Consider the following 22,267-nt stretch of genomic DNA (forward strand, 5'->3'; position numbering starts at 1 on the left):
GTAGCCATTATGGGCTGATTTTGATGGCTATTTTTGGGGACTGCCTTAGATGTTAAAACTGCATTATTTTCTCAAGTCTGATTTTAAGTGACTATTGCAGTGCATTAGCTTTTACACTCTCATTGATTTTTTCTCTTTTCACATCAGGATTAACTTCTTGCACTTTTATTAACAGGGAGTTAACATCAGTTACCAATTTTTGTAGTTTCACTTGATGCTCAAGGCTTCTGTCACAGTCTTCTACTACACTCAAAGTTCCTTCTAGAAACCCACGGTGACAAGCATGGCGCTGAATCTTACCACTGGATGTCTTGGGAATACTTCCGGGTTTGATCAAAACTGTGGCATATAGTTGTATGCCGTGGTTATCTATGACTGCTTCGGTGATATTTCCCACGACTTCTTTAATATCCAACTTTCTCAAATAGGTTCGTTCAACCTCTTGCACAACAACTAACCGCTGTTGCCCTTTTTGCTCTATTGTAAAGGCTGCTCCACTATTTAATCGTAGTGCTGGATGACTATTTTGAACTGTTAGTTCAATATCTTGGGGGTAATGATTTTGTCCTCGAATGATAATAACATCCTTGAGTCTTCCTGTGACAAATAATTCACCATTTTGTAAGAATCCTAAGTCTCCTGTGCGAAGAAATGGACCTTCTCCTGTGTCTGACAGGTAAGCTTGAAAGGTTTCTGCGGTTTGCTCTGGTTTTCTCCAATAGCCAGCAGCTACAGAAGGACCGGATACCCAAATTTCTCCTATTCGATCATCTGGACACAAGGTTAAGGAGTCGGGATCGACAATGGCGATTTTCTCTTCTAACCAAGTGCGACCACAGCCAACTATTGTTTTTGTTGTCTGATCAGATTTGGCTGCTATCACCCGATTTTCTTCTAAGGCGGTTGCTTCGACTGGGTACAGAACAGGATCAGATGTTTTCAAACCTCCAGAAACGAATAAGGTTGTTTCTGCCATGCCGTAACAAGGATAAAATGCTTCTTTACGGAAACCACAGGGAGCGAAATGGTTGGTAAATTTTTCTATGGTATCTGCTCTTACTGGTTCGGCTCCGTTGAAAGCTATTTCCCAACTGCTCAAGTCAAGATGAGCAAGTTCTTCGGGGGTGATTTTGCGAGCGCAAAGGTCATAGGCAAAATTTGGACCGCCACTAGTAGTTGCTTTGTAACGAGAAATTGCTTGTAACCAACGCAAAGGCTTTTGTAGAAAAGCCACTGGTGACATGAGAATAGAAGGTATCCCTAAATACAAGGGCTGCAAGACGTTGCCAATTAGTCCCATGTCGTGAAATAAGGGCAACCAACCGACGAAGATGGTTTTTTCTGTATGTCCAAAGCCGATCTGGATGGATCTTTGGTTGGATAGCAAATTCCCATGTGTTACCATCACTCCCTTGGGTGTGCCGGTAGAACCGGAAGTGTATTGGAGAAATGCCAGACTATTCTCATCTAGTTTTGGTTGTTGCCAATGGGAACTGAGATGGTTGTCGATGTCATCAGTGCTTAACCAACGCATATTTGGCAATTCTGGATTTTCTGCCCATTGGCTGACCAAGTCTGTTAAAAGGGATGAAGTAGTCAAGATTAAGGTTGCTTGGGCATCTTTGATGATCGATTGCAACCTTAAGAAGTTCATGTTCTTTCGGGGTGGATATGCTGGAACTGCAATTACACCTGCATATAAACATCCTAGAAAAGCTGTAATGAACTCTAGACCTGGTGGATATAGCAGCAGCGCACGTTCGCCAGTTCCTCCTAAAGATTGAAGACGAGATGCGATCGCTTTTGCTTTTTCCTCTAATTCTTGATACGTCAAGCTAAACTCATCAGTTTCTCCATCTCGCAAAAAAGTATAAGCCTTTTGCTGCGGCTGATTTTGCCCTCGATAGCTTAACAAATCTGTTATTGCCGAAAATCCCAAACAGTTTTGTAAATCCTTGACGCAAATATTCATAAGCTAATTTGTAATCTTAAGTTACTGGTAAGAAAATAATGCGATTAAAATCAATCGCAAATAAAAAGCTGTAGATGCTTTCCAGAATTATCACATGCTAGTTACGCAATACTATCATAAGCATCTATCGGAAATCAAGTTAAGTTTTTTATATTTTTTTAATCAGTATCAGTATCTATATAAGACTTACGCATTAACTTCCGTTCAATAACGAACTGCTTGCAGCAGCGCTTCGCTATCACCCAAAAATAGTTAAAAAATCACGTTAAAATACCCGAAACCCATACCTCATATTTGGTTGATCCTGTCAATTCGTAAGTCCTAAATAACTCTATTGCATTAACTTTTATATACGAAATATAAAAAAAAGATTAACAAAGCCAAGTTCCTATCTAAAATTTGATAACTAATAGAAAGTTGTGATATGCTGTCCAGCAAAAGTTACAAAATATACGTTCTGCTTTAACTAAGTTGAGGAAATCAAAAGCATGAAATATACAAATGCTGGGAATGTGGACGTAATTAAGTTTTCCAAGGAAGAAGGTTCTCTACAAAAACCCAATCAAGAAAAGTGGATACTCTACAGTACCTGTGATGAAGATTCGTACTCGGAGTTAAGAGCTTTAGATCTTACCTCAAATGACAGGGTGCTTGCTGTGACAGGTAGCGGATGTCGGACTCTGAGTCTGCTGGCGTGCAATCCTAAATCGTTAACATCTGTAGATTATTCACCTGGTCAAAATTATTTGCTAGAATTGAAACTAGCAGCCATTCGGGCTTTATCTTATGAAAAATTGTTGCAATTTTTTGGTGTAGAAGACTGCCAGAATCGCTGGGAAATATTCTGTTCTTTAGAAAATCAAATATCCCCCCAAGCATTTGCTTATTTTCAAGCTAATCGGTGGGCAATTGATAGCGGAGTACTATTTGCAGGGCGACATGAATTATTTTATGTTAGATTTGTTGCACCATTAATGCGACTAGTTTATGGTAGACAAATGGAGCAGATTGCTCGCGCTTCTACCATAGAAGATCAACGTAAAATTTACAATCAACACATACTTGGGCTTCTGTGGAAATTGATGATTCGTGCTGGGTTTTCCCCCTTGTCAATCAGTTTGATTCTTAATGATCCCAAATATGTTGTGGAAATGAATGTGAATGTTGGCGATTACTTAATAGAAAGATTGCATCACACATTCAACCATCATTTAGTACGGGATAACCACTGGACTAGTTTCATGTTCTATGGTAAGTATCTGGGAAGACGTTGTCTTCCTCACTTCTTACTGGAGGAAAACTATGATGCCATACGTAAAGCAACGACAAAAATTCAAATTGTCACAGGCAATTTGATAGAATATATGAAGACAATGCCAGAGCAGTCAATAGACAAGTATTCATTATCTGATGTTACAAGTTGTATTGACACACCGACTTTTAAAAATTTAATAAACGAAGTAATCAGGACTAGCGAAAATCAAGGAAAGTTATGCTATCGTAACTTCTTGAATAAGCAATTAATTCCATCTGATTTAGAAAATATTTTCCAACGGGATCAAGAGTTGAGCGATGCGCTCTATCACGATGATTTAGCATTTGCCTATAGTTTTGAAATAGCGCAGATTAACAAAACAGAACAAGTAGTTCCAGAATTGAGTGCTGTAGCTCAGATTGGTTAGTAGAAATTGGTTAGTAGAAATAACTGAGGTAATATTTAGAGAGTCAGGATTATGTGCTTGAATCGAAACACCAGAATTCACCCAATGCCTAATAGTTGGTATCGCGTTGGCTTTAGTAAAGACCTGCGTCCAGGGGAAGTTAAAGCTCTGCGTTACTTTGATAAAGATTTAGTTCTCTTCCGTACAGAAAGCGGTGAAGCCTGTATTTTTGATGCTCACTGTCGCCATTTGGGAGCTCATTTAGGTCACGGAGGAGAAGTCAAGGGTGAAGGTATCCAATGTCCCTATCACGGCTGGATTTGGGAAAAAAATGGATCTTGCAATTATGTTCCTTACCCTCACACTGGTTGTAATCCCAATGTAAAAATTGGCAAATGGCCGGTAGCAGAGTTGAATGGGACAATTTTCACCTACTACCACAGTGAAGGAAAAGCTCCTACTTGGGAAATGCCTCAATTCCCTGAATTTTATGGTGGAGAGTGGGTATCTGCAGTGCAAATGTATAAACGCAACGTTAAATGTTCTATACAAGAAATTGCTGAAAATAACTCAGATACGGCACATTTTAGCCATTTACACGGGGCAAGATTTGGTAAAGTCCTCAGCGAATCCTTAGAACTAGATGGTTTGCTACGTACTCATATTGCTGCTTATGAAGTTCAGGTACCTATGATCTCTAAATTATTGGGGATCAATGAATTTCATACCACATATCAACAGTATGGATTAGGTTGCAATCGTAATCTTGTTGCTCTCAAAGCCAATGGTAAAACAGTCCTAGAATGGCGATTGGTTTGTATGCATACGCCAATTGATAAAGAAAATGCTGAGGCGCTATGTGTAACCAAACTGAAAAAATTCATAAATGTTCCCATTACTCGTTTGATCGTAGAACTACTGACGAAAAAAGCTTGCGAAGAAGTTGATAAAGATGCAATGGTTTGGGATCACAAAATTTTTCTAGAGAATCCCCCTCTTTATAAAGAAGAACATAGTATCAACCAATTCCGCGAATGGGTAAGACATTTTTACACAGAATCAGAAGAACCAGAACAACAGGCAACAATCTCCAGAGCCTCTGCTACTGCCAACAAAAACTAAAAACTAACTAATAATGCACTTTTTACAGAAAGAACGGGCGACGCTTGAAAGATTTATCCCTACCCTTGATAGCCAACTGCAAGCAAAATCTCTGCTAGACTTGGAACGTCAAGAAAGTCCTGCATTGCAGATTTTTCGTGAGCTTGGTGGTCCTGGCTTATTGATTCCCAAGGAATACGGTGGATCTGGTGTCACAGCTTTAGAACTAACCCAGATTCAACGAGCGATCGCTACTCGTTCACCTTCCTTGGCAGTTGCTGCAAATATGCACCATTGCACGGTAGCAGCTTTACTAGAAAGCATTGCTGATGAATCCGTAGCCGAGTTTATCCGGGCTATTGCAGATAACAATCTCTATTTAGCTTCTGGCTTTGCTGAAGGAAAAACAGGAACTAGTATATTGTTACCAACTATGAAGTGCCAGCGAGTGGATGGTGGTTTACTGGTTAGTGGTAGCAAAAAACCTTGTAGTTTATCCCTATCAATGCACTTTCTGACAGCAAGTGCAATTGTTCCCAGCAAAGAAGATGGAGATCTGTTAGCATTAGTGATCATCCCTGCTGATTCACCAGGAATCGAGCGTAAATCCTTTTGGAAAACTTGGGTGCTTAAAGCAGCAGAGAGCGAAGAAATAATTTTAAACGATGTATTTGTCCCAGAGGAATTTGTTTACTACTTAGGACAACCAGAGGACTTAGAAAACATTCTTGCTAAGGCTTTTATTTGGGTTGAATTGTTCTTATCAGCTTCCTACTTAGGTACAGCCAGCGCCCTGGTTGAGCGGGTAATAGCAGAACGCAAAGGTAGCCCTGGGGAACGTGCATCTTTAGCCATCGAAGTTGAAGGAGCAATGGCCGCCCTCGAGGCTGTAGCTCATTCAATTATGTATTTTGGTAATAGTGACCATCAAGTTGCACAATCATTGTTTGTTCGTTATTCCGTACAACGGGCAATAGAACGAGTAACTGAAACATCCACAGAGTTACTAGGTGGCATAGCATTTATTCGTTCTGAAGAAATTGCCTACTTACTAGCAGCCTCTAGAGCGCTTGCATTCCATCCACCTTCACGGCTGAGTATGGCACCTTTTTTAGATGAATATTTAGCAGGTGGATCTTTAGTGATGCCTTAATTGCACACAACCAAAAAACTCTGGCGTTGCTGAATTATGAGATGATTTCGCCCAATTTAGAACGAATTTTCAACGGTTTCAAACGCCAATTCATCCCGCATTTATGCAACGCGAAAACTCTATATCCAGTGGAACATAACAACCATCACTTTAAACAACTGCCATGAATCAGGTTATTAGAACAATTAGAACAACTACAAATAGTAATTTTATAAGGAGCGATATTTTCTCTAATTTAGTGGAGCTATTGCGATCTAGAGCTTTAAATCAACCAAATCACACAGCGTTTACATTTTTACATGATAAAGAAGGACTAGAATCAACTGTAACTTATGAACAACTAGATGCTATGTCTAGAGCGATAGCTGTCTATTTGCAAAATATATCAACTCCGGAAGACAGAGTTTTATTACTCTACCCTCCAGGAATTGATTACATAGCAGCTTTTTTTGGATGTCTTTACGCAGATTTAATTGCGATTCCTCTGTATCAGCCAAAAAATAACCGAAATATGTCTCGGATTCAGTCAATTATGGAGGATTCCCAAGCACAAATTGCGTTAACAAATCATCAAACTCTTGTCAATGTACAAACATTATTGAATAATGCTCCTGATCTAAAACAACTACAGTGGTTAGCAACTGACACAATTGATCAAAGTTTAGCTGATCAATGGGAGCTAAGATCAATTAGCAGTGATGCTATTGCCTATCTTCAATACACATCTGGTTCTACTTCCACACCTAAAGGTGTGATGATTAGTCATGAGAATGCTTTATGTAACTCAGCAGAAATAGCCATTTCCTGGAGGACAGGATCTGATAGCATTCTCGTATCATGGTTGCCTCACTTTCACGATTTTGGACAGATATACGGGGTAATTCAACCTATTTACAGTGGATTCCCATGTATCTTTATGTCACCTGCCTCATTTACTCAAAAACCAATTCGCTGGCTAAAAGCAATCTCCGACTACAAAGCTACTCACAGTGGCGCACCCAATTTTGCTTATGATTTATGCGTTGACAAAATCAAACCAGAACAAAGGGCAGGTTTAGACCTGAGTAATTGGCAAGTGACTGTAAATGGTGCAGAACCAGTAAGACAGCAAACTTTAGAAAAATTCTATACAACTTTTGCACCTTATGGTTTCCGTTGGGGTACTTTCTACCCAGGTTACGGACTAGCAGAAGCAACACTAAAAGTTTCATCCGCAAGACAGAAAAACTCACCCACACTTTTAACTGTTCAAACAGATTCACTGTCCAAAAATTTAATTGTAGAAACATCACAAGATGAGCCATTTGCCAGAACAGTAGTTGGATGTGGTAAGACTGTCTTAAACGCAAAAGTTGTCATTGTTGATCCTGAATCTTTAACTCCATCTCCAACCGGTCAAGTGGGAGAAATTTGGGTATCAGGTCCTAGTGTTGCTCAGGGATATTGGGGAAGACAGGAAGAAACTCAGCGGACATTTGGAGCTTATCTAGCTGATAATGGAGAGGGACCATTCTTACGCACAGGTGATTTGGGTTTTCTCAAAGATGACGAATTATTTATCACAGGTCGAATTAAGGATTTGATCGTCATCCGAGGTAGTAATCATTATCCTCAAGACATCGAGCTAACAGTAGAACAAAGTCATCCTAGCCTCCGTTCAGGATATAGCGCCGCCTTTGCTATTGATGAGAACGAGCAAGAAAGATTAGTGATTGTTTGTGAAATCGAGCGTACTTACCTGCGTAAGTTTGATACTGATGAAGTTATTAGAACCATACGCCAAGCAGTATCTAAAGAACATGAGTTAGAGGTATATGCTGTCGTGCTGCTCAGAACAGGTAGTATTCCTAAAACCTCTAGTGGCAAAATTCAACGTCGGGCTTGTCTAATTCAATTTTTAAATAACGAATTAGATGTAGTCGGAGAATGGAAAGATAAGTCAGACGAACAAGTAATAAATAAAGAGACTTCTCCTATGCAATATAATTTATCCAGCATCATCAAATTAGGTATTCAAGATTGGCTTATGGCGTGGATTGCCAAAGAGAAAAAATTACATATCAGGGAAATCGACCCCAATCAATCTCTCACTTACTACAGTCTTAGTTCTTTAGATAGTATGAATTTACATGGAGATTTAGAAACTTGGCTGGGCTATTCAATTGTTCCTGATTGGTTGTGGGATGCTCCATCAATTGATGCTTTAGCCACTCAAATTTCTCACTCTCAAAATCCTCATTTTCATAATAAAGTTGCCTAATAACCAACTTTTTCAGGGGAGTTTTGAACAATTATTAACGCTTCTGTAATTTAAGGAAGTTATGTACCAGGATAATAACTTCCTTGATACTAAAAACAGCAAAAAATTTGGTCTTATTTCTATAAAATACCATGAAAATTGAAGCAATCAAGGCAGCTTTGCCAACAAAGAAACTGACAAATGATGATGTTCTGGCGTTAATTGAGGAATATAGCAAACCAGTCTTTTCTGGAGATTTAAAAACGGCTTTAAGCAAGATCAATTTTTTCCTGCGTTATTCAGGTTCAGATGTTCGTTACTGGTTAGACAAAAATGAAAAGCCAATTGATCTAGTGAATCGTGCTTTTCAAGAAGCACTTGCGGAAGCAAATTGTGACAAGGATGATATAGATTTACTAGTTTATACAGGTATTGGTCGAGGATTTATCGAACCAGCGGCCGCATATCATGTTGCAGCGTACCTTGGTTTACAACACGCAGAGTGTTTTGATATCCTTGATGCTTGCATGAGTTGGACTAGGGTGTTAAATATCGTCTACTCTTTGTTTAAAGCCGGTCGATATAAACGAGCATTAATAGTTAACGCCGAGTGCAATATGCACTATGGTGGACCTGTTTTTCCTACTGTTTTCCAATTGCCCAATGTGGAAGCGATTGAATGGTCTTTTCCGGCTTATACTTTAGGAGAAGCGGCAACTGCAACCATTGTTTCCTACGATCCTGATCAAGAATGGGAATTTCACTTTAAATCTCGTCCCGACCTGGCTGAACTGTGCAATGTACCCTTAATTGGATACGAAGGTTATTGCACACCGTCTGAACGTATTGGTTTAAATGGCATTAACAAATTTACATCTTTTGGGGTAGAGTTGCACGCCAACGCCTATCCAGAGTTCATTAATATCTTTAACCGCTTAAAAGCTCCTGTAAAGGAAATTCGTGCAGTTTTCCCCCATGCTTCTTCCAAGAGAGAGTGGGATAAAGTTGCTGAAGCATTAAACATCAAACACTTAATGTGGCATATTTATCCAACTTGCGGAAATGTAGTTTCTGCTTCTGTACCTACAGGTATTGCTTCTGCTATTTCCGCAAAGCAGATTCAGCGAGGAGATCGAATAGCAATTTGGGTTGGTAGTGCAGGTATGTCTTTTAGCTCTTGTTCTTTCATCTATTAATCAATTTGCCTATTCTTCTTTTATTTAATAAGGAGTTTTTATTTCATGTTTTTTCAACTTTTAAAATTGACTGTAGTAAGTTCTACTTACCTGTGTAGCTATTTTATCACTACTTTAGGGACAAAAAAAGAAGAACTAACTTTAAAACAAGCACGGTGGATTTACAGGTATTTCCTGCAAATGGGTCCAATATATATCAAAATTGGACAAATTTTAGCAACCCGTTCTGATTTGATTCCCCAAAATTGGGTGACAATCTTAAAAGAATTGCAAGATAACGTGCCTTATATGTCTGAGGAGGATACGCGGAAAATTCTCAACCAGGATTTACATCTGCCATTTGAAGAAATTTTCAGTGAATTTTCCTTTCAGCCATTAGCGAGTGGTTCTATAGCTCAAGTCCATAGTGCTACCTTGTTTACTGGACAAAAAGTAGCTGTTAAAGTTGTTAAGAAAAATGTTCGTAATCAACTCAAACAGAATCTGGATATTTTCCAGTTTTTAGTTAATATCTTGGATCTCATAGTTCCATCTGTTAGAGAACTAGGTTTACCAAAGCGGCTAAAAGAATTAAGGTCTTTGCTGATTATTCAAGCAGACATGAAGCAGGAAGCTGAAAAACAGGAAGCAGTTTATCTTAACTTTAAGAATCATCCCTACGTCAGAGTTCCGGCTGTGATTAAAGACCTTTCTACATCTAACCTATTGTTCATGGAATTTGTAGAAGGAATACCAGGCAAAGAGGTTCACAAAGTTGAATTAAAACGCAATCTTGTGGCTCAACGTTTCCAAGATACTATCTATACTATGCTGTATATGCATGGATTATGTCATGGAGACCCCCATCCAGGAAATATCTTTTTTACAAAAGATGGATCAATTATTCTCCTAGACTATGGGATTACAGTGCAACTGACTGAAGATGAAAAATGGGGTTTATCATCTTTTTACTACGCTTGTACTCGCAAGGAATGGGATATAGCTGTCGAGCGTTTTACCAATCACTTTGTTACAGACAAAGCCTACATAAATCAAAACTGGAATGGTTACACAGAGGAAATAAAAACTGTTTTACAATATCATTTTGATGCTAATAAAACACAATGGTCAACAGTTAGTTATTTCCAAGATGTGAGTAAGGTATTGCGGAAATATCGCGCACGGTACACTACTAATTTTACCAAAGTTGAGTTAGTATTTTTATCTTGTGAAGGCTTTGCAACCCAAATCGACCCCAATATTGATATTTGGGAGAATGCGAGTAAGTTTACAGACCGTTATTCTCCCTACATGAGTCCACAAGTCAAAGCAACTTTTGATGTTTATTTTCAACAAACTTCTCCTTCTTCCTTGGCAATGCGCGATCGCGCCAATGGTTTCTTAGTTGCACCTACTCACATCAACCGATACTTTTTCCCCAGCACTTATCCAGTGTTTGTTAAAAAGGCTCATAACAGCAAAATTGAAGACTTTGATGGTAATGTTTTCGTAGATATATCATGCGGTTATGGTCCTCACCTCTTAGGCTATGCCCATCCTGCCATTAACCAAGCAATTTCTGAAGCCCTGGCTAATGGATTTGTCAACGCAATTGGTAGTGAGGCAGAATTAAAATTAGCTGAAATGGTGGTTGATGCTTTACCAGGTGCTGAAAAAGCTATCCTCTCTAACTCAGGCACAGAAGCAATTTTACAAGCAATTCGTTTGTGTCGAGCTTATAGAAAGAAAGATCGGATAGCAAAATGTGAAGGTCACTATCACGGATTTTCTGATCAAGGAATGGTCAGTTCCTGGTTTCGCTTTACAGGTGAAAAGTTTGATCCTCAACCCATTGCAGGAACTCAAGGTTCTGACAGTGCGACGGTCAAAAATACTTTGGTTTTGCAATATGGTCACATTGAAGGTTTAGAAAGATTGCGTGCAGAAGCATCAGATTTAGCTTGTTTGATTTGCGAACCCATGCCTTCATTACTGGCTAATTATGACATTGAATTTCTCACAAAACTAAGAGAAATCTGTACTGAATTAGACATTCCTCTCATATTCGATGAAGTTGTTTCAGGATTTCGGGTAGCCTATGGTGGTGTACAAAACTTGGCAGGAATTTTCCCTGATTTGACTTGCTTAGGAAAAGTAATTGGTGGAGGTCTACCTTGTGGTGCAGTTGTAGGTAAACAGAAACTCATTGACATTGGTAAGAGTTCTCAAGATCCCTTTTCTGATTATGAAAAGAAAGCTTTTGTCGGCGGGACTATGAGTGGTAACTCATTAACTTGTGTCGCTGGAACAGCTGCATTAACTTATCTCCAAGAACACCCAGAAATATATGTCCAACTGGAAAATAATACGAATTGGTTAGCGGAAAAACTGCTAGAAATTGGTCACTCTCACGGTGTACCTATTCAAGTCAAGGCCAATCGTTCCATTTTTTCTTTGACCTTTAGTCATAAACCTGCTAAATACTTCCGAGAAAAGCAAGCTGGTAGTAATTTTAAAGTCAATCTAGCTCTAGCATATTATATGCGGAAACATGGGATTTATATGCCAGAATTACATACTTTAATGTTGAGCGCAGCCCATACCCAAGAAGACTTAGAATTAATTTCTACTGCATTTGACTTAAGTTTGCAAGAAATGATCGGTGATGGTTTCTTTACACTTTAGTTAGCTAGCCAGTAATCTGGTATAATGAAGGCATTAGTAGTTACTAGCTCTTCTTTATAGGACTTACGCACTGTACAAATTCACCATGATGTGTATGAACGAAAATCCGTCGTTTCAGGCTTTTGGCGATTAACTTCCGATCAATAGCGATAGCCCAAAAATAATTAAAAAATCACGTTAAAATGCCCGAAACCCATACCTTATATTTAGTTGATCCTGGCGTAAGTCCTAATTTATTGGCTGTTTGTTAAAAAATACTCCTTGCTGAATTTTTGAAAACAATAAAACAATACTGAGATTATTTTATGAAAACAGTAAAATCTGCCCAAAACTCTACTCGTAAATGTAAAGTTGCTGTAATTGGTGCTGGTGCTAGTGGTATTGCTACAGCAAAATGTCTGATGGAAGATGGTCACGAACCAACGGTTTTTGAAAGAGGTGATCAAGTTGGTGGTGTTTGGGTTTTTAACAAAACTAACGGACGAGCTTTTAGTACGGTTCACTTTCAACATTCAAAGTATGTTAGTGTTTTCTCAGATTATCCAATGTCAATGGAAACAAATGAGTTTCCACACTATACAGAAGTTTTACAATATCTAAATGATTATGTTGATCACTTTGATATTAGAAAAAATATCAAATTCAATACACCAGTAGATAAAGTTGTAAAAACAGATGATGGTTGGGACGTTACTATTAGCTATCCTGGTGGTCAAGCTACTTTTAATTTTGATGCGATCGCTGTTTGTAGCGGTATTTATAATGATGCTAGATGGCCAGGATTTCCAGGCGAAGAGAAATTTAAAGGCAAGATAATCCACTCCAAAGATTATAAAGATCCGTCAATTTTTACAGACAAAAATGTTCTTATTCTTGGCAACGGACCTAGCGGAGTTGATATTGCTGTAACTGCATCATATAACTCTAATAAAACCATTTGGAGTTACCGTAAAAATCGCTGGTTACTGCCAAGATACTGTGAAAGACTACCTTTCGATTTTATCGTTACTCGCCTGAATAAACATATTCCTTTCCGTCACCAAATATTATCTTTGGTTCACTTTCAAAAGTTTTACCCGATTATGTTGGATCACATTGCTTGTGGTGTAAAACCAGATGTTGGTCCAGAGAAATCAGGCCCTGTTTTTAACGAAGATGCCTTAAACCGCATTCGTTTGGGAGCGATCAAAAACAAACCCAATATTTCACATTTTCAAGAAGACAAAGTTGTCTTTGAAGATGGCAGTAGCGAAGCAATAGATATTGTTGTTTATGCCACAGGTTATCAAGTAAAAATTCCTTTTATGGATGAATACTTAGGTGAAGACCATCAAAAAAACTTAAATCTTTATAAGATGGTATTTCACCCAGAACTACCAAACTGTGGCTTTATTGGCTTTGTTTACGGCAACGTCATATTTCCCACTTCTGAACTACAAGCAAGGTGGTTTTCTAAGGTCATTTCCGGTGAACTAGAATTACCATCAAAAGTAGCAATGGAAGAGCAAATTGCAGAACATAGAAAACATCAAGAAGAAGGCTGGATTGAAAGTGCATACCGTAGCTTGCGCGTTTCCGCTTTTGACTATATGGATGATATCGCTAAGGAAATTAACGCTCTCCCTAAACTGTGGGAAAACTGGAAAATTTTGAAGGAAATTTTTACAGGCCCAATGCTCTCTACACAATATAGAATTGATGGACCAAATAAATGGCAAGGTGCAATTTCTTGGATTAAACAAGTACCCAAGTTAGTAAGGAAGTAAATAAACGCCATCTAAAGCATGAAAAAATCAGGAGTTGGAGATGATTAAGAACGGATCTTTAAGCATATTTAAAGCTATCTTGAGCTTGATAATCTATGGTTTTTTGTCAATTGGTATACCACTTTTAGGGTGGGGTATGGATGACTTGCCAGAATTTTTAGCAAATCCAGCCAGAGTTATTTTCTTAGTTGGTTCAACTTTGATGGCTATTATCTATGCCTGGTTTATACCTCAAAATCTTGTGAGTGACGCTGTTAAAGATAAACTCATAACTCGCCAAAACATCACTTTATGGTTGAGTATGGCTATTTACGTGATCATTTTTAGCCTTTTGCCATACTGCGATCACCACAACCTCTGGCAAATTAAAGCTGAAAATTATTTAAGATATGTTGGGGTAGTAATGTTTACTATTGGTCTGATTTTCTCTACTTGGGGTCCACTGCACCTTGGTAAACAATTTGTTTTCAATGTGACAATTCAATCAGGAAATAAGTTAGTCACAGATGGCCCATTTAGCTATGTACGCCACCCTCGTTATTTTGGTTTGTTTGTTTGGGTTTTGGGAGTTTCACTCATCTATCTTTCAGTTATGGGACTGGTAATGAGTGGAGTATATATGTTGTTGTTGGCATGGCGAATATATGATGAAGAAAACTTACTCCAGAAGGAGTTTGGTCAACAATGGAAAAATTATTGTCAGCAAACAAAGCGGATAATTCCTCTGATTTATTAGTTGTAATTATCAAAAAAAGGCTTATTATTAAGCCTATTTTATTTACCAAAATTAAGACAAGGAAATGATAAAGTATGGACACCTTGGTGAACGCATTTATGAACAAACTCATGCAGCCTTTCATGAGTGACAATAAATTACCAGACGGACCAGAAGATCCTGAATTATTTCAGTTAATCAATTGGCTCGTTCGACCTTTGGAGTATCTAGAAGAATGTGTAGAGAAATATGGTGATATGTTTACTATGAGGCCACTCGGTTTCCCTCCATTGGTATTTATAGGCCATCCTCAAGGAATTAAAGACATTTTTAGTACCTATGCTAAATCTTTTGATACCGGAACTACAGATATGAACGCTATGCTCCATGCTATATCTGGTGATCGCTCCGTAGCAGTCCTGGACGGCTTTGAGCATAAAAGAGAGCGTAAATTACTTATGCCTCCTTTTCATGGAGATAGATTAAAGCTATATGCTAATAAAATATGTGAAATTACTGATAATGTCACTTCTAAATGTAAAATAAATAAACCTTTTATTGCTAGAGATGTCATTGAGGAGATTACCCTCAAGATACTTATGCACATAGTGTTTGGGTTCAGTACAGGGGAAAAAAGTAAACAATTTATATCAGTCATAACTGATTGGATAGATCAAATTGATTCTCCAGTGCAATCGAGTTTGTTGTTTTTGAGATTTCTGCAAGTAGACTTAGGAGCCTGGAGTCCCTGGGGTAATTTCGTCAGAAGCAAACAATCAGTTGACCAGCTTCTTCAAGCTGAAATAGAATATAGGCGAACTAACAAAGAAAAACTTGGAGATGATATCTTCAGTTTACTGCTAGAAGCAACTTATGAAGATGGTCAGACAATGAGCGATGACCAGGTAAAACATGAATTGATGAGTTTGTTATATGCTGGATACGAAACTACCGCGACTGCTTTAGCCTGGGCTTTTTACTGGCTCGAACAATATCCGCGAGTAAAAAGGAAACTATTACAAGAAATCGATAGTTTAGGGAAAAATCCCGACCCAATTGAGATATCTCAACTGCCATATTTAACGGCTGTTTGTCAAGAGACATTGCGAATTTATCCCACATTACCATTTGCTTTTGGACGTACTGCTAAACAAGATATGGAAATAATGGGTCGTTTGTTTAAAGCTGGGACAACATTTTATCCCTCTATTTATTCAGTCCATCATCAAGAAGATTTGTATCCAAATTCAAAGCAATTTAGACCAGAAAGATTTTTAGAACGTCAATATACCCCTTACGAGTTTATCCCTTTTGGTGGTGGTCCGAGGATTTGTGTGGGTTATGCTTTAGCTATGTTAGAAATGAAACTAGTAATCGCTTCAATTGTATCTAAATACAATTTAAAAATAGCTGATGATCAACCTGTTAAACCAGAACGTCATTTCAGTAGCATCGCACCCTCCAATGGTGTACCTTTAGTTCTGACTGGTTTTCGCTAATAGGATGCTGGTTAATTCTGTCACCATAGCCATATCTCTTCACAACACATTCAATATTACACATCAACCACAAGCTCAACATTCTATCTCAAGGATTAAAACAATGTCAGACCAAACAAATAGACTCCGCTATTTCAATGTTTTTCTGGATTCAATTGAGCGACAAGATCAGGAAGTGACAGAAGCTGTTGGGCATCATGTCCATTGGGGTTATTGGGACTCCAACAATTTAGCAGATGGTTCTGTTCAAGACTTTCGACAGGCAGCAGAAAATTTATCTGTGAAAATGTGTGAAGCAGGCAGAATTACAGATAATCAAAAAGTTTTAGACGTAGGATGTGGATTTGGAGGCACTATAGCCACTATCAATCAGAGATATAAAAACATGGATTTAGTCGGCGTGAATATTGATGAGCGCCAGCTAGCCAGAGCCAGAAAAATTGTTCTGCCTGCTGAAACTAACAAAATTGAATTTGTAGAAGCAGATGCCTGTAAGCTGCCCTTTGAGAATAATTCCTTCGATGTGGTTTTAGCTGTTGAGTGTATCTTTCACTTTCCCAGTCGAGAGATTTTCTTTCAAGAAGCAAAACGGGTACTGAAACCAGGTGGTTATCTAGCGATTTGTGACTTCACTCCAGCAGATATAGTAATGCCTTGGATGGGGATGTTAGATTTTGTGTTTAAAGGCTTATTTCCTGATGTTTATGCACAAAATAACCTGAACCTAAATAATAGCGTCACTTTACACGATTATGAGGCACTAGCTAAACGGACGGGATTTCGAGTTTTTTATGAACACGACATTACGGTAAATACCTTGCCTACTTACCCTATTTCTTGTGAAATACTCCGTAAAGCCTCACCCCCAGGATGGGATACTGAAGTTGACATTTTTCTGACCCAAACTATGGAATGGTTCAGCCGTCAAGGTTTATATCGTTACATAATTTTCTCATTTCAAGCCGTGTCTTGATAGAGATTCGTCTGTTGTCAGTTTTCTGCCTTTTCAATTTTTTCTTGTAGGTAAAGCAACCTCGCAATCATTGCCAGCAAACCGACACAACCCGTAGCGAAAACTAGAAATAGCCAAGGCAGTGGACGCATTCCTAGAGCCTTGGCCTGAGGTACAACAAAGCTCCATCCAATACCCACACCTAGAAGCAAATCGAACCAAATCTGATTACCCCAAAAATTTCTGATATGCTCAGTCCAAAATCCATACAGACCACCAACAGCTACTGTGTAAGCCGAGAATGTTAAGAACAACACCGACAATAACGCAGGAAAAAGCCATAGATTTTTTATATGGGCATTATTTTCATTATTGTCTCTAACGGCGACGTACAACATAAATAGCACGAAAAGAAACAATGCAATTTTTGGTAACAGAGATGTGATTGACATGGGTATTTATGGTTCTCATCGTTGCAGATATTTTAGCACACGAAAAACATACAGCTACAAAGATATGGACAATTTTTTGGATTTAGGAAGATTAAGTATACATTCAAGAATGTTGATCGCACTTCAAAGCAAATATGTATTCGGAGGTATAGGGATGAAACCCACAATCATAAACAAAAAAGTTGATAGATGTGGCCTAGATTTTTCTTGAGCCTCTCAAGACTAGGAAACTGCTAAAGCAACTTTGCTTGGTAAATCAGTTAGTAGTAAGGATGTTAGTCCTTAGCTTGAGGGCTTTAGCCCTGATTACGAACTCTGCTATCATTCGTCCTGTAAATTTCGATTATTTAGGTTTTCTCATGTCAAAACTTCACTCTATTTCACAACCTGACTCTATTCTTGGTACTGATATGAATCAATTATTTACCCCAGAAATCAGAGGTCTGCAAGGTTTCCTCTCCATTGTGAACAACGGAATAAATCTTAAAGACGGCTATGCAATGAGTCCGGCGTTAGCCCAGCAGGGACTGTATGCTGCTGAAGTTAAATATCTCAAATCTAATCCTGACATTGCTCAACTTTTTGAAGAACGATATTTTGCACCGAATCCTGACATAGACGAATTAGCCAAACTGCCTCAAGATTCGTTAGGCTTTGCCTATGCCTCTTACCTACGCTCAAATAACTATGTGCAAGATTTTTATCCACCTATCGAGGTTGTAGATGACGCAAGCTACTATTATATGCGTATACAACAAACTCATGATATTTGGCATACTGTGAACGGATGGTTGGATGGTATTGGGGGAATTAAACTGGCAGCATTTCAGGTTGCACAAACTCGCTCTTCCCTTTTAACCGTCGTGATTACCGCAGGGATGTTAAATGCGATCAAGACGAACCAAGATATAACCGCAATTGTAGGTTTTCTTCAGGAGGGCTACGAAGTAGGTATTCAGGCAAAACCCTTCCTGGCGCAGAAGTGGGAAGAGGGTTGGGAAAAGCCGCTATCACAGTGGAGAGCAGAGTTAAATATCAAAGACTCTTAAACACTTTTGTAGTGTCAAACAGATTACTCTTCCGAGAAACTAGTATCTTTGCTGTTTCCAGCAAAGCATAATAATGACCTAAGTTGCTACTTATCAATATTCAAGTTTAATTCTGGATTTGATTTCCCTGAACCACCTTATACAAGGCGAGTAAATCATCAAATTCCCCTTTTTTCAGAGGGATATAGGGCTATTCAAAAGGCTGATAATTATAATTAGCAACTTGGGTTAACACTGGTTTCTAGTACGAGTTTTATAACCAAAACCTAATAATATAATGGCGCGGTTAACGGTGGCTTAATCCCCAATGTAAACATCTGGGTTTAGTCCGTAAGCAAGAACAATCCATATCAAGGAAATATAGCAATGCAAACCACAGAAATATTGACAACAATGGAAACCAAGGAAATATATCTGCCTGAAGTTAAAACTGAATTCTTATTCACGGCCAGAATACAGGTGCAAGCAGCAATGGATGTCGGACCAGGTCCTGATGGCCATCGCATGATCTTTATGCACCAGTCCGGTTATTTCGAGGGACCGAAACTCAGAGGTGAAATTATTTCGATGTCTGGTGGTGATTGGGCAAGAGTAAGGGCTGACGGGTCTGGTGCAATTGACGTTCGTGTATGCCTCAAAACCCATGACGGGGCAATCATTCTCATGACTTATGGTGGAAGGATGATCACAACCCCAGAAAACTTTGCTTATGTGATGGATTATTTAAAGCCAGACGATCCCAAGGGAGCAGAGGAGCGATACTATCTCCGAACTAATCCTTTATTTGAGACAGGGGATCAGCGGTACGCATGGCTGAATCATATCGTTGCAATCGGCAAGGGACGTACTGGCGACGGTGGTGTAATTCACGAAGTATTTGCAGTGCATTAGTTATGACCAGGGGATTTTTCAGCCCCTACTCAGGGAGTAACGCAACAAACTAAATCGTAGACGTAGGCAAACCATTCTACTCAAGTCGGGCAATCAGCCTATGGGGTTGTCCCACTTGAGTGCACTACCTTACCACTGCACTGTCTCACCAACGCTCTGGTTTCTTTTTTTGGTTGTGTTCACTGCCTGAGAATCAAAGATCGCCTATTTCAGATTTAGTTATCTTTAGATTTTCTAAAGAATTAGTTACAAAATCTAATTTTAAGATCAAAAAGTAAGCTGGATATTTTTTCACTTATTTAGGATAGCCAAATGAGTATTGACGCTCAAGAAAGTAACATCCCAGAATATAAAACTGTCGAGCTACCACAAGGAACACTTCACTATAGTGATCGTGGACAAGGACCAATATTAATTTTTGTTCACGGGCTTTTAGTTAACGGAAGACTCTGGCGTAATGTTGTACCTCTGTTGGAAGGCGAGTTTCGCTGCATTGTCCCAGACCTACCCCTTGGCTCTCATATCCAACCAATGAAGCCTGATACTGACTTGACTCTACCTGGTCTTGCTCGCTTAGTGGCAGATCTTATTACAGCCCTTGATTTAGATCATGTCACCTTAGTTGGCAATGATACAGGTGGTGCTATATGCCAGTCAGTCATTAGCCAGTATCCTGAAAAAATCTCACGACTGGTGCTGACTAACTGTGATGCTTTTGAAAACTTTCCACCGCCAGTTTTTCTTCCCCTCCAATACGCTTTTTTCATACCAGGCTTTGCTCTTACGTATGCAAAGTTAACCAACTCAAGTTTAGTTCAGAAGTTCCTGTTTGCACTACTCGCAAACCAACCCTTGGAAGCAGAACAAGAGGAAGGATACTTTGCACCCCTAATTCGTTATCCTGGTGTGCGTGATGACCTCACAAAAGCTATGTGTGGTATTTCCAATCGTTACACTCTTGAAGCAGCCCGTTCTTTTGCCAATTTTAACAAGCCAGTGTTAATTGTTTGGGGTGAAGACGATCCATACTTTACTTTTAATTTTGCTGAACGCCTCAAAAATTCTTTCCCTGATGCTCGACTAGAGCGTGTTGCAAAATCGCGTACTTTCGTACCTGAAGATCAACCTGAAGTATTAGCGCGGTTGATTAAAAGTTTTGCTTTTAATGTGACTGCATGAGTAAGAAGTTAGAAACCATTTATAAACTAAAAATTTACACAATAAGACCACACATCATAATAGGAGATAACAATGGCAGTTCTTAAACTAGAAAATGGCACTATCCACACAGATTTAATCACAATTGCTCAGGAACTAGCTCCTCTGAATATTGAAATTAATCGCTGGACTGTTACAGATAATCCTCAACTCAAAGGATTATTAGCACAGGATAGCCTCAACGAAGAGCAAAAAGAACAAGTCCTCCAAGGTTTAGATAGTTACTTTGAGCAACTAAAACAGACAGCAGGTTATCAATCTCGTGATTTGGTGGTGCTTCATCCAGGGATTCCTCACCTTGATGAATTAATCGCCAAGTTTCAGCAAATTCATACCCATGCAGATGATGAAGTCCGCTATATCATTGATGGAGAAGGGATTTTTGGCTTTGTGCTTCCTGATGATAGTCAAGTAGAACTGACAGTCGAACCAGAAGAATACATTAAAGTTCCTGCTGGAACTGAACATTGGTTCTATCTCACCCCAATAAAACGGGTGAAAGCTGTACGCTATTTCACAACTACAGAAGGTTGGACACCCGAATATACAGGGAGAAAAATTCGTATTGGCCAACCTGTACTGGTTTGACAAGGTAACGGGGCGGGGAGCAGGGAGCAGGGGAAAGAATTTTAGATTTTAGATTTTGGATTTTAGATTGAAATCCAATCCAAACTTGAAAATCCAAAATCCAAAATTGAATTGTCCAATGCCCCATGCCCCAAAATTTCTGAATTTTGAATTGGGAGGGCAATAACTTGACTAGTATCACAATAGCAGATTCTCGTTTGCAACTAATTGCAAATGCCCGTTATTTTTACCAACAAGGTTGGATGGTGGGAACTGCCGGCAATCTTTCAGCCCGTTTACCTGATGGTAGCTTCTGGATTACAGCCAGTGGTAAATCAAAGGGTGAGTTATTACTTAGCGATTTTGTCCGCATAGCGCCAGATGGCACAATAGAAGCATCAACTTCTAACTCACAACCTTCGGCTGAAACGTCTATTCATCAGTTAATTTATCGCCTGTTCCCGGAATCACAAGCTTGTTATCACATACACTCAATTGAGGGCAATTTGGTTTCTCGCCTAGTTACAGGAGATACTTTACCTTTACCACCATTAGAAATGCTCAAAGGTTTGGGAGTTTGGCAGGAAAACCCCCGTTGTGTGATGCCAATTTTTACAAATCATTTGGCAGTTCCCCAGATTGCTGCTGATATTGAGAAACGCTTCGCTATGCATCCACCACAAATACCAGCACTACTAATTCGTGATCATGGTGTCACAGTTTGGGGTGCTTCAGCAGAATCCTGTCGTAATTCTATTGAGTTATTAGAGTATATCTTTCGCTATATAGTGGCTGCTAGTAAGTTAGATATCAACAGACACAGCGAACAATAGCTGAAGCTTTAGGGACATTGAGAGAGTTACGTCCTGAAAGAAAAATACCTGAGCAACATTGAGCATATCTGAATAATGAGTAATATAATACTTGGGGATCAATTCAGTAAAACTGATGCCTAAATACACATCACCAAAAGAAACGGCAGAACATTTTGGTGTCAGTCTCCATACTTTAAGACGATGGGAAAAGAGTGGACAGATACAAGCAATTAGGACACCATCAGGACAGCGAAGATATGATATCGCATCGTACACAGGACTCTCAAAAGAGAAAGGAAAACAGGCAGTTCCGTCCTGCATACCAACAAACAAGCTAGATCAAACAAGCTAGATATT

At 39.0% G+C, this 22,267-nt stretch carries 18 protein-coding genes; 16 read left to right on the forward strand and 2 right to left on the reverse strand.

What is annotated here, in order from left to right:
• Positions 1-91 precede the first annotated feature (91 nt).
• The gene (locus H5968_RS00875; RefSeq protein ID WP_187038416.1) at positions 92-1,972 is read right to left on the reverse strand and encodes a fatty acyl-AMP ligase; all 1,881 of its coding nucleotides are present in this window, start codon (positions 1,970-1,972) and stop codon (positions 92-94) included.
• A gap of 488 nt (positions 1,973-2,460) precedes the next feature.
• On the opposite strand from H5968_RS00875, the gene H5968_RS00880 reads away from it, so the two are divergent.
• The 10 genes from H5968_RS00880 to H5968_RS00925 all read left to right on the forward strand — a co-directional run bounded on the left by H5968_RS00880 (position 2,461) and on the right by H5968_RS00925 (position 16,939).
• Positions 2,461-3,654, forward strand: a complete 1,194-nt coding sequence (locus tag H5968_RS00880) for a DUF3419 family protein (protein ID WP_187038417.1) — start codon at positions 2,461-2,463, stop codon at positions 3,652-3,654.
• An 84-nt stretch (positions 3,655-3,738) separates the two neighbouring features.
• Positions 3,739-4,755, forward strand: coding sequence for a Rieske 2Fe-2S domain-containing protein (locus H5968_RS00885; RefSeq protein WP_187038418.1), 1,017 nt, complete (start codon positions 3,739-3,741; stop codon positions 4,753-4,755).
• Between the two features lie 13 nt (positions 4,756-4,768).
• Entirely contained in the window at positions 4,769-5,887 is a 1,119-nt protein-coding gene (locus tag H5968_RS00890; RefSeq protein WP_187038419.1) for an acyl-CoA dehydrogenase family protein, read from the forward strand.
• Between the two features lie 238 nt (positions 5,888-6,125).
• Positions 6,126-8,147 (forward strand): AMP-binding protein, encoded by a 2,022-nt coding sequence (locus tag H5968_RS00895; protein WP_370569737.1) that lies wholly within the window; start codon positions 6,126-6,128, stop codon positions 8,145-8,147.
• 131 nt (positions 8,148-8,278) lie between these two features.
• Positions 8,279-9,322: a 3-oxoacyl-[acyl-carrier-protein] synthase III C-terminal domain-containing protein gene (locus H5968_RS00900; RefSeq protein ID WP_187038421.1), complete on the forward strand. Its 1,044-nt coding sequence runs from the start codon at positions 8,279-8,281 to the stop codon at positions 9,320-9,322.
• Positions 9,323-9,367: 45 nt separating this feature from the next.
• Complete coding sequence (locus H5968_RS00905; protein WP_187038422.1) at positions 9,368-11,986, forward strand: aminotransferase class III-fold pyridoxal phosphate-dependent enzyme; 2,619 nt, start codon at positions 9,368-9,370, stop codon at positions 11,984-11,986.
• 305 nt (positions 11,987-12,291) lie between these two features.
• Complete coding sequence (locus H5968_RS00910) at positions 12,292-13,752, forward strand: NAD(P)-binding domain-containing protein (RefSeq protein ID WP_187038423.1); 1,461 nt, start codon at positions 12,292-12,294, stop codon at positions 13,750-13,752.
• A gap of 40 nt (positions 13,753-13,792) precedes the next feature.
• Complete coding sequence (locus H5968_RS00915) at positions 13,793-14,488, forward strand: isoprenylcysteine carboxylmethyltransferase family protein (protein WP_187038424.1); 696 nt, start codon at positions 13,793-13,795, stop codon at positions 14,486-14,488.
• A 98-nt stretch (positions 14,489-14,586) separates the two neighbouring features.
• Complete coding sequence (locus H5968_RS00920; protein WP_255427000.1) at positions 14,587-15,966, forward strand: cytochrome P450; 1,380 nt, start codon at positions 14,587-14,589, stop codon at positions 15,964-15,966.
• A 103-nt stretch (positions 15,967-16,069) separates the two neighbouring features.
• Positions 16,070-16,939, forward strand: coding sequence for a class I SAM-dependent methyltransferase (locus H5968_RS00925; RefSeq protein ID WP_187038425.1), 870 nt, complete (start codon positions 16,070-16,072; stop codon positions 16,937-16,939).
• Positions 16,940-16,956: 17 nt separating this feature from the next.
• On the opposite strand, the gene H5968_RS00930 is transcribed toward H5968_RS00925, so the two are convergent.
• Positions 16,957-17,370: a hypothetical protein gene (locus H5968_RS00930; RefSeq protein ID WP_187038426.1), complete on the reverse strand. Its 414-nt coding sequence runs from the start codon at positions 17,368-17,370 to the stop codon at positions 16,957-16,959.
• Positions 17,371-17,618: 248 nt separating this feature from the next.
• Between H5968_RS00930 and H5968_RS00935 the strand changes: the two genes are divergently transcribed.
• The 6 genes from H5968_RS00935 to H5968_RS00960 all read left to right on the forward strand — a co-directional run bounded on the left by H5968_RS00935 (position 17,619) and on the right by H5968_RS00960 (position 22,262).
• Positions 17,619-18,419 carry a Coq4 family protein gene (locus tag H5968_RS00935; protein WP_255427001.1) on the forward strand — a complete coding sequence of 267 codons (801 nt, stop codon included), beginning with the start codon at positions 17,619-17,621 and terminating at the stop codon, positions 18,417-18,419.
• 366 nt (positions 18,420-18,785) lie between these two features.
• Entirely contained in the window at positions 18,786-19,310 is a 525-nt protein-coding gene (locus H5968_RS00940) for a DUF3237 domain-containing protein (protein WP_187038427.1), read from the forward strand.
• Between the two features lie 312 nt (positions 19,311-19,622).
• Complete coding sequence (locus H5968_RS00945) at positions 19,623-20,489, forward strand: alpha/beta fold hydrolase (protein WP_187038428.1); 867 nt, start codon at positions 19,623-19,625, stop codon at positions 20,487-20,489.
• Positions 20,490-20,561: 72 nt separating this feature from the next.
• Entirely contained in the window at positions 20,562-21,116 is a 555-nt protein-coding gene (locus H5968_RS00950; protein ID WP_187038429.1) for an acireductone dioxygenase, read from the forward strand.
• A gap of 167 nt (positions 21,117-21,283) precedes the next feature.
• On the forward strand, positions 21,284-21,928 hold the full coding sequence (gene mtnB, locus H5968_RS00955; RefSeq protein WP_187038430.1) for a methylthioribulose 1-phosphate dehydratase: 645 nt from the start codon (positions 21,284-21,286) through the stop codon (positions 21,926-21,928).
• A 115-nt stretch (positions 21,929-22,043) separates the two neighbouring features.
• Positions 22,044-22,262, forward strand: coding sequence for a MerR family DNA-binding transcriptional regulator (locus H5968_RS00960; protein ID WP_370569735.1), 219 nt, complete (start codon positions 22,044-22,046; stop codon positions 22,260-22,262).
• Positions 22,263-22,267: the final 5 nt, after the last annotated feature.

It is taken from the genome of Sphaerospermopsis sp. LEGE 00249 (assembly GCF_014299995.1).
Lineage (GTDB): Bacteria > Cyanobacteriota > Cyanobacteriia > Cyanobacteriales > Nostocaceae > Sphaerospermopsis > Sphaerospermopsis kisseleviana.